This is a genomic window from Kribbella albertanoniae (assembly GCF_004348455.1).
In the GTDB taxonomy this organism is placed as follows: domain Bacteria; phylum Actinomycetota; class Actinomycetes; order Propionibacteriales; family Kribbellaceae; genus Kribbella; species Kribbella albertanoniae.
The window spans coordinates 1-1,364 of the sequence record NZ_SMKA01000523.1 but is presented as its reverse complement, the minus strand read 5'-3'; the positions used below and the strand labels follow the sequence as shown (position 1 = coordinate 1,364).

1 protein-coding gene is annotated in these 1,364 nt (G+C 66.3%); it reads left to right on the top strand.

The window, feature by feature from the left end; translation table 11 throughout:
- Window positions 1–69 precede the first annotated feature (69 nt).
- Window positions 70–1,325 (top strand): IS3 family transposase gene (locus E1261_RS44760; protein ID WP_132416458.1). Its coding sequence is split into 2 segments (ribosomal slippage): window positions 70–412 and window positions 412–1,325, totalling 1,257 coding nucleotides; the frame shifts between segments, so codons are not numbered across the junction.
- The last annotated feature ends 39 nt before the right edge of the window (window positions 1,326–1,364 follow it).

The following is a 1,364-nucleotide window of genomic DNA, read 5'->3' as shown; positions in this document are numbered from 1 at the left end:
GGGCCTTGACCCTGGTTCTTGGACACGCTGAATCCAGCATTTGCTGGGGAAGCGAGATGATTCTGAGTTATGGCCCGTAGGAACTATTCCGAGGAGTTTTGTCGGCAGGCCGTCGACTTGTACGAGTCCACCCCGGGCGCGTCGCTGAAGAGCATCGCGGCTGATCTGGGGGTCGAACGGGCAACCCTGAGGCGCTGGGTCGACCTGTACGGGACGGGCAAGAAGACGGCCGCGGACGGCACACCGGCAGCCCGTCGTATGAGCAGTCCGGGCAGCGGTGAGTCCCAGCCGCTGCCGGAGACCGCTGAGCAGAAGATCGCCCGCCTCGAGGCCGAGAACGCCGCGTTGCGCGCGGACAAGACCAAGCTCACCACCGAGCGTGAGATCCTTCGCCAGGCGGCCAAGTATTTCGCCGGGGAGACGAACTGGTGAGTCGCTTCCAGTTCGTCGCCGACCACTCCAGCACCTACCCGGTGAAGCGGCTGTGCAAGCTCGTCGAGATCGAGCGGTCGTCGTACTACGCATGGGTCAAGGCAGCCCCGGCCCGCGAGGCCCGAGCCGCCGCGGACGCGGCGCTGGCCGACCGGATCCGGAAGATCCACACCGACGACAACACGTGCGGTGCACCACGGATCACCGCCGAACTCAACGACGGTGCTCCTGCCGATCGGCGGGTCAACCACAAGCGGGTAGCGCGGGTGATGCGCGTCAACGGCATCGTCGGCTACCGGCGCCGCCGCAAGGTCCGCACCACCATCCCCGAACCCGCCGGCCACAAGGTGCCAGACCTGCTGAACCGCGACTTCACCGCCCCAGCCCCGAACCAGCGCTACGTCGGAGATATCACCTACCTGCCACTGGCCGACGGCAACAACCTCTACCTGGCGACCGTGATCGACTGCTATTCACGCCGTCTGGCCGGCTGGTCGATCGCGAACCACATGCGCACCGAACTCGTCGAGAACGCCCTGAAAGCCGCCCAGGCGACCCGCGGCAGCCTGACCGGCGCCATCTTCCACTCCGATCACGGATCGGTCTACACCTCCAAGGACTACGCACGACTCTGCGCCGAACTCGGAGTGACCCAGTCCATGGGCGCGGTCGGCACGAGCGCCGACAACAGCCTCGCCGAATCGTTCAACGCCACCCTCAAAAGAGAGGTCCTCCAAGACCACAACACCTGGCCCGACCAGACCACCTGCCACCGCACCGTCTTCCACTGGCTGGCCCGCTACAACACCCGCCGCCGGCACTCCTGGTGCCACTACCAGCCCCCAGCCACCTACGAGACCAACACCGCCGCTACGCTCCCCTCAGCGGCATAATCCACCACCCCCCGTGTCCAAGAACCGGGGGTAAGGCCC